At 62.2% G+C, this 7,396-nt stretch carries 7 protein-coding genes; 5 read left to right on the forward strand and 2 right to left on the reverse strand.

Features of this window, described 5'->3' with window-relative positions:
- Positions 1-7: 7 nt before the first annotated feature.
- Positions 8-331, reverse strand: a complete 324-nt coding sequence (locus AC1DYJ_RS08075) for a DUF3467 domain-containing protein (protein ID WP_477283608.1) — start codon at positions 329-331, stop codon at positions 8-10.
- A 279-nt stretch (positions 332-610) separates the two neighbouring features.
- Positions 611-1,915: an outer membrane protein gene (locus AC1DYJ_RS08080; RefSeq protein ID WP_477283606.1), complete on the reverse strand. Its 1,305-nt coding sequence runs from the start codon at positions 1,913-1,915 to the stop codon at positions 611-613.
- A 224-nt stretch (positions 1,916-2,139) separates the two neighbouring features.
- On the opposite strand from AC1DYJ_RS08080, the gene AC1DYJ_RS08085 reads away from it, so the two are divergent.
- The 5 genes from AC1DYJ_RS08085 to AC1DYJ_RS08105 all read left to right on the forward strand — a co-directional run bounded on the left by AC1DYJ_RS08085 (position 2,140) and on the right by AC1DYJ_RS08105 (position 7,289).
- Positions 2,140-3,162: a methyltransferase gene (locus AC1DYJ_RS08085; RefSeq protein WP_477283604.1), complete on the forward strand. Its 1,023-nt coding sequence runs from the start codon at positions 2,140-2,142 to the stop codon at positions 3,160-3,162.
- The gene (locus AC1DYJ_RS08090) at positions 3,159-4,595 is read left to right on the forward strand and encodes a nucleoside/nucleotide kinase family protein (protein WP_477283603.1); all 1,437 of its coding nucleotides are present in this window, start codon (positions 3,159-3,161) and stop codon (positions 4,593-4,595) included. Before AC1DYJ_RS08085 ends, AC1DYJ_RS08090 begins: the two co-directional genes overlap by 4 nt.
- Entirely contained in the window at positions 4,588-5,451 is an 864-nt protein-coding gene (locus AC1DYJ_RS08095) for a hypothetical protein (RefSeq protein WP_477283601.1), read from the forward strand. Before AC1DYJ_RS08090 ends, AC1DYJ_RS08095 begins: the two co-directional genes overlap by 8 nt.
- Positions 5,452-5,469: 18 nt before the next feature.
- Positions 5,470-6,408, forward strand: a complete 939-nt coding sequence (locus AC1DYJ_RS08100; RefSeq protein WP_477283599.1) for a radical SAM protein — start codon at positions 5,470-5,472, stop codon at positions 6,406-6,408.
- Between the two features lie 98 nt (positions 6,409-6,506).
- Positions 6,507-7,289, forward strand: a complete 783-nt coding sequence (locus tag AC1DYJ_RS08105) for a SapC family protein (RefSeq protein ID WP_477426017.1) — start codon at positions 6,507-6,509, stop codon at positions 7,287-7,289.
- Positions 7,290-7,396 lie beyond the last annotated feature (107 nt).

The raw sequence follows: 7,396 nt of genomic DNA on the forward strand, positions 1-7,396 counted from the left end.
CGGGCTGCTACTCGACGATGAGGGATCCGTAGCGGGATTCATGCTCGCGCAGCACACCGCCGAGCACGGTCCACAGGCGCTTGGCAGCGAGCGGCGTCAGGATGATGCGGTTGGACAGTTCGACCGAAACCGAGCCGCCGTCCTCGACGTTCCAGGTGCGGTTGGTGCCGAAGAACAGGTCGACCTGCTCGCGCGTGCCCTGAACATTGACGACATTGGCGAAATGCGTGGCCATCTGGTCTTCCAGCCATTGGACGCCCTTGCGCTCCTTGCCGCCGTCTTTGGCGGGTGCCGCGGATTTTGCCGCCTTTGCCGATACTGCCTTGGCCATTTGTTCTCCCACGCTTTGTCGCCGTTGCCTGAAAACCGCGGCCGAAACCACGGTTGTCGCATGCACTGCCGTTTCTAATCTTTTCTCGCCCCGAGAAAGGCGCCGGTCCTGATTCAGGCGGCGCGCCCGGGCAAACAATAGTTCAAATAGAACTGGACCGAAAGCTGTCTTCGCGGCGCGTGGGCCAAAACCAGCCGCTACAGTTAGCGGTTACAGTTACCGGGATTGCGCGCCAGTATTTTGATCTTGCGCATGACCCGGCTTGTCCGGGATCGCGCGCTAAAAATGATAGGCGAGACCGACCGTGCCGGTCAGCAGCGACGGCTTCAGCTCGTTCTGGTTCGGCTGGCTGTTGGCAACGGTGAAGCCATCGACCGCCTTGGTGTAGAGGCCTTCGACGCGCAGGCTGAGCTTGTCGGTCAAGGCGGCTTCGACGCCGGCGCCGACCTGGTAGCCCGACAACGTCTTGCTGCCGCCACCATCAAGGCCGAAGAACGCTTCATTGGCCTTGACCTTCAGGCCGGCAAAGCCGCCCTTGGCATAGACAAGGGTCGAGGGCGTGGCGAAGTAGCCGGCGCGCGCCGTCAGCGCGAAGACGCCCTCGACGGTGCCGAACAGTTTTGGCGCGGTCGGATCGGACGAATTCTGCGCCGGATCCTCGAACTTCAAATCGACATAGTCGGCACCGGCTTCGACACCGAGCAGATAGGACGAGCCAAGCACGAAATTGTAGCCGGCAAAGACGCCGCCGCCGAAGCTCTGCGCGCCGTACGGGCCGGAGGTCGAGCCGGCCACGGCGACGTCGAGATGCATGACGCCGAAATTGTAGGAGCCGTCGAGGCCGGCATAGAAGCCGTTCCAGTTCATGTCGGGCGCTGCCTCGACAGGATAGGCGGAGCCCCTGTCCGCGTTGAAGCGGTAGGACAGGCCGGCCGTCACCAGGAGATAGTGCGGATCGAAGGCTTCGCCGTCGGTAGCAAGGGTGAACTTGTCGGTCGCCTGGTAGTAGTTGGCCTCGATGCGGCCGGTCAGGTTGCCGAACAGGAAGGTTTCCGCGCCGACACCGATTTCGGTTGCGCCAACCGTCTTGCTTGCGGTGCCGGCAAAACCCTGTTCGGCTTCGAGCTTGATGCCGGCGTAGCCGAGGCGGCCATAGATCAATGTCTGCGGCGTTATCAAATAGCCGAGGCGGCCCGACGCCGAATAGATCGAGTCGGCCTTGACCAAGGTTCCGAGACCGCCAGACGAGAACGGGGAGTAATCAGAGTCGATTTGCGTGTAGTCGAGTTCGAAACCGGCGACCCAGCGATTGGAGAACTGGTAGTCGAAGCCGCCATGCACGCCGTAGGCAAAGTCCTCGGCGCCAAAATTATAGCTGACCGTGGAGTCACCGGGGAGCACGGGAAGCTGATCGTAGCCCATATTGCCGAAGGCCTCGCCGGCGTGAACACCGACGAAAAACCCGGTCCAGGACGGTCCGCTGATCTCCGCCGCCGGCGCGACGGTGTCGGCAGCCTGTGACAGCGAGGTGGCGCAAAGGAGCGCAGCGACCGCGACCGATGCTGCAAACAGACTGCGAACCATTCAAGTCTCTCCCCATAAGCGCCATCTTGCGAGTATCACGCGATACTGAAATGTGCCAAAAAATTGGCACGGGGATCGGGCCGATTGTATAAGCTTGCCTTGTACTGTGTCGTATCTGCCACAATACGATTGCTTATCTTGCCTGGCAGCGCCGCTGGCACACGACGACGGAAAGCTGAAAACGGATGACGGTTGGTCGGCGCGAAATCAGGCAGGAAGCGGACGTGAGCCGTTCCGATCCCATACGGCAGGTCGATCGCTTCCTCGAAACCGAGATCGAGGCGCGGGCTCTGGCGCTTGCCTTTTCGTGCGGGCTGATCGACCGGCTCATCGGCCGCCAATCGGTCGATCGTAGCGAGCTTGCCGGGTTGGCCGGGATGCCTGAAAACGCTTTCGGCTTCTTTCTGCAGTTGCTGGCAGGCAACGGCGTGATTCGCGGTGGCGACCCGGTTCGCCTGACCGCGGATTTCCGCGACGCGCTCGCCCATCGCGCCTTGCTCGAGGCCAAGCTCTGGTTCGCCAATCTGGTCGCACCGGACGTGCACGGGCTTTTTGCCGAGCTTTTGTCCGACATCCCCGAGTTCATGGCGCGCGCCGCAGTGTTCGAGCTTTTCCGCTATGACCGCTGCCTCGAGGTGACGCCGGAAAACGTTGATGCCGCGGCGCAATGGGTGGGCTACACGACGACGCTCAGCCGATACGAGGCGCCGGCCTGTCTCGACCGGCTCGATCTCGCGCAGAGCAGCCGCGTGCTGGACGTCGGCGGCAACAGCGGCGAATTCGCCCGGCAGATCTGCGAGCGCACCCCTTCTATTGAGGCGACGGTTTTCGACCTGCCCGTCGTCTGCGCACTCGGGCGCCGCCATGTCCAGGGGTCGCCGCAGGCGGCGAGGATCGCATTTTGCGAGGGYGACCTCCGGCGCGATCCGCTGCCGGCTGGCCACGACCTCATCAGCTTCAAATCGGTCCTGCATGATTGGCCGCAGGACGATGCCGCCGCTTTCATCGGCAAGGCAGCCGATGCGCTCGATCCCGGTGGCAGGATGGTGATCTTCGAGCGCATGCCGATCGAGCTGAAAGGCGCCAGACTGCCTTATTCGATGGTCGCCAACCTCGTCTTCCTGCCATTCTTCCGCAGCCCGGATTTCTACGTGGGCGAACTCGGCAGGCACGGCTTCGCAGATATCGCCGTCCAGTCCGTCGGCATGGAGATGCCGTTCGCCCTCATCACCGCGAGAAAGCCATGACGCGCGCGCCCATCGTCGCGATCTCAGGCCATCCAGGCAGCGGCAAGACCTCGCTGACCAAGGCGCTGCAGAAACGGCTCGGCGTGCCGGCGCTGCACTATGACGATTTCGAAATGGTCACCAGCCTGCCGCCGGAAAGGATCAGGGACTGGATCGAGCGCGGTTCGGACTATGACGAGATCATGCTGGAGCCGCTGGTGCGGGAGTTGATCCGGCTTGCCGAGGCGACGCCGCGGCCGAAATGCGTGCTGCTAGACACGTTGCTCGGGCGCGCGCACGCCGCCACCGGCAAGCTCATCGACACGTTGATCTGGGTCGACACGCCACCCGACATCGCGCTGGCCCGCAAGATCGGCGAGGCCGCCGGCAGGGCGCGCGCGACGCCGGGCGAAGCGCCGGCCTTCATGGGCTGGTTGGATTCCTATCTTCGGCACTACACGGATTTCATCGCCGGCACCTATGCCGTCCAGAGCGAGCGTGTGCGGCCGGCCGCCGACATCATCCTGGATGGCCGCGCGCCGGTGCAGCAGCTGGCCGACGAGGCGATGGTTGCGATCCTGCAGCGGATCGACCTGTTCGCCAAGGCGGGGGATCCGAAGCAGACGCCGATCGAAGCGCCGGGCAGGCGCATGCTGTCGCTGATCGAGGCGCTGAATTGCCCGTTCGGGCTGGAGCGCTCGGCCAAATTCGGCGATGGCGAGATCAATGAGGATCGCTTCCTTGCCATCGTGCACAAGGATTCGCTCGGCCCCGATGCCAAGGCCGGGCTTACCCGCATCGCCCGCGCGCTGGCGCTGCCGGAGGCCATGCTGGCCATGTTGAGCGAGCACCTGGGCGAGGCCGAGATCGTGCATTTCGGCTATGAGGGTGGCAAGGCCGGCCTCTACAAGATCTATGTGGAGTTTTCCGGACGGGTCCGGCGCGGCCTGGCGAAAGGTGCCGTGACCGCCACCGAACTGGTCCATGTCGCCGTCAAATGGCGGCCCGACGATCCGCAATCGGCACGGGTCTCGCGCTATTTCTGGCCGGCGGAGGCGCGCGGCGTCGCGGCGATCAGGAACCGGCTCGGCAAGCTGCATCCGGACAACGGCACGCTGCCTTCCGTCGATGCGGCGTTCGACATGATCGAGGCGGCGCTTCCCCATTGTCCGGAAGACCGGATCTTCTTCATGGAGGTGCGCGAGGACGGCTCGCCGCGGCAGTCCTTCGACATCAACTTCTATTCCGCCGGCCTCGAGGTCGAGGCGGTTGAGCCGGCGATCAGGCGCCTGGGCAACGCCTACGATATCGAGCCGGCTAAGTTAGGCGCGTTCCTGTCGCGCATCGCACGCCAGCCGCTCGGCCATCTGTCCGGGGGTCTCGGCCGAAACGGCCAGGATTTCGCCACGCTCTATTTCGGCGCCGCAGCCAGAAAGGGGGCTGGCCGTGGCTGACCGTCTCGACTGGACCCTGCCGGACGACCCGCTCTTCGACTACTGCCTGTGGCCTTACAAGCCGGTGGCCGCCACCGTCGGCAAGCTGCGCTCCTCGACCCTGCTCTGGCAGTCGTTCGACGTGCTCGGCGCGCCGCCGCTGCTTGCCGAGATGGTGAATGCGATCGGCGCCGAGATCGGTCCGTTCAAGACTGTCTGGGGGGTCAAGCAGAAGGGCGCCGATTTCAGCTGGGAGCTCTATTTCTACGACTATGAGCGGCTGGAGCGCGAGGTCTCGATCGAGCGGGTGATGGGTGCCCTGGAGCCCTATGCGCCGTCGGCGCTCGCCCTCTCGCCGAAGCGCCCCTATTTCATGTTCTCGATCGATCTCGATAAGGCCCTTGGCGAACGCAAGCGGGGCATCGAAGAAATCAGCGTCTATCTCGGCAACCCAAGCAGCATGGTGTCATCCGGCCTCTGCTACCAGCTCAGCGCGGCCGGCCTGCGCTTCGACAACCTCTATTACTTCTTCGACGCCGAGGACGATTGGGAGGACATTGTCGGCAAGGTGGCGGCATCGGCGCATCTCGATCTCGACGGGCTCGACGTCTCGTCCGTGCTGTGGCCGGAGCTGACGGATTGCGGCATCATCGTCGTCGCCAACAAGAAGTACAATGACGGCGTCTATTTCTCCCGTATCCGCATCGACCAGCTGATCTGGTTCGTCGAGAGGCTGGGCTATCCCGAAGCCATCCGCGCCTTCCTCGTCGCTCACCGGACGCGGCTCGACCACATGCTCTATGATGTCGGCATCGATTATCGTATGATCGACGGCAGGGTGGAAATCCTCAAGAGCGCCTATTACGGCGTGGTGTAGATTTCCGATGGGCGCTTGATGTCGATCTACGACCACAGCAAATACGTCTCGCTGACGATGGAGTTCCGCTGCAACCTCAAATGCGTGCATTGCATGATCGAGGGCACGATGGATCGCCTGGCGCCCGAAAGCGACGAAAGCTTTCACGATCTGCTCGCCCACAACAGCCGCACGCGGCAATGGACCGGCCTGATCCTCACCGGCTCGGAAATCACGCTTCGGCGCGACCTTCCCGATCTCGCCCGGCAGGCGCGCGCGGCGGGCTTCGAACATGTCCGGATTCAGACCCACGGCATGCATCTGGGACGGCGGGCCTACAGCCACAGCCTCGTCGAAGCCGGGGTCGATGAATTTTTTGTGAGCGTCGCCGGAAGCGACGCTATAAGCCATGACACGATTACGACGGTCAAAGGATCATTCGACAAGACCGTACGTGGACTCGAGATTCTCGACGAGTATCCAGATGTTGCGACCATCACAAACACCGTCGTGACCGAAGCCAGCTATCGACTTTTGCCGGCCGTCGTCGACAGGCTGGCGCATCTGAAGCGGCTGACGCAGATGGAGTTCTGGCTGTACTGGCCGATGGCCGAAACCGACGAAAAAGGGTTGGCTGCCAACTACTTGGATGTACTGCCGTTCCTCAAGGAAGCGGTGCGCCGGGCCCAGGCACTTGGCCGTTCGGTGGAAATAAAGAACTTCCCCGAATGCTTGCTCGGCGAAGATTCTTTACTTCTGGTTAACGATCAACCGCAACTTTACATCGATCCCGCGTTCTGGGACGAATTTGCCAAGAACGGCTTCTATCAGTGCCCCTACAGGGACAATTGCGCCTCTACTCAATGCCTTGGGCTCAACACCGCCTATGTCAAAAGACATGGTGACCACGCCGATAGGTTGATGCCGCTGAATGATTGTTCAAAACGAGGTGTTGCCCTCGGGGAAACCATAGTCTAATCCTAATTAAGAATATCCTGAATCGCAGGAGAAATGAATCAGGCGGGGGCGCTTGATGGCATTCCTTTTTAAGGGCGATGTGCTTTCGAGGTCGGCTAATGGTTAAGCAATTACTAATATATGAGCGTGCGGTACCAGTATCGCAACGAAGCCATGGCGACCTGTCGGTCAGGACCGGCAACAATTTTTCATTTGCGCGCGAGGTCAATTCGGTGCCGCTGATGGCCGCCGAATTCGACAATGCCGCCGCCGAATATTCGGTGGTGTTCGCCGGCCAGGGCGACAACATCATTCCAGTCGTCTTGCTTGGCGTGCGCGATGGCGAAAATCTGTTCGTCAACCAAGACGGATCCTGGGCCGGACGCTACGTGCCGGCGTTCCTGCGCCGCTATCCCTTCGTGTTCTCCAGCACCGATGACGGCATGAACTTCACGCTGTGCGTCGATGAGGAGTTCGATGGCTGCAACCGCAAGGGCCGTGGCGAACGGCTGTTCGATGGCGACGGTGAGCGCACGCTCTATCTGCAGAACGTGCTCGGCTTCCTGCAGGCCTACCAGGTGCAATTCCAGCGCACGCAGGCGCTGACCAAGCGCCTCAACGACCTCAATCTTTTCGAATCCATGCAGGCGCGTTTCACCTTGCGTGACGGCAAGGTGCTGACGCTGTCCGGCTTCTTCGCGGTCAACCGGGAGCGGCTGAAGGCGCTGTCGGGCGACCAGCTGGCGGAGCTTGCCAGGTCAGACGACCTGGAACTGATCTATCTGCATCTGCAGTCGATGCGTCATCTGTCGGCGACAGCCGAACGAATGGGTGCGGGGGCGCTCAAGGGCAAGGATGACGTGCCTGAACCGGAAACAGCTCCGGAACCTGCGGACGCGTGATTTGAGGAAGGGCGCAGCGTTGCGCCCTTTTTAGTGCTTGGGCATTGGGCATTGGGCAGGGGCGTTCGACGGCTGCAAAGCGGCCGGCGGACGGGGGGTGAGCCAAG

Source organism: Mesorhizobium sp. P2_B11 (assembly GCF_056404855.1).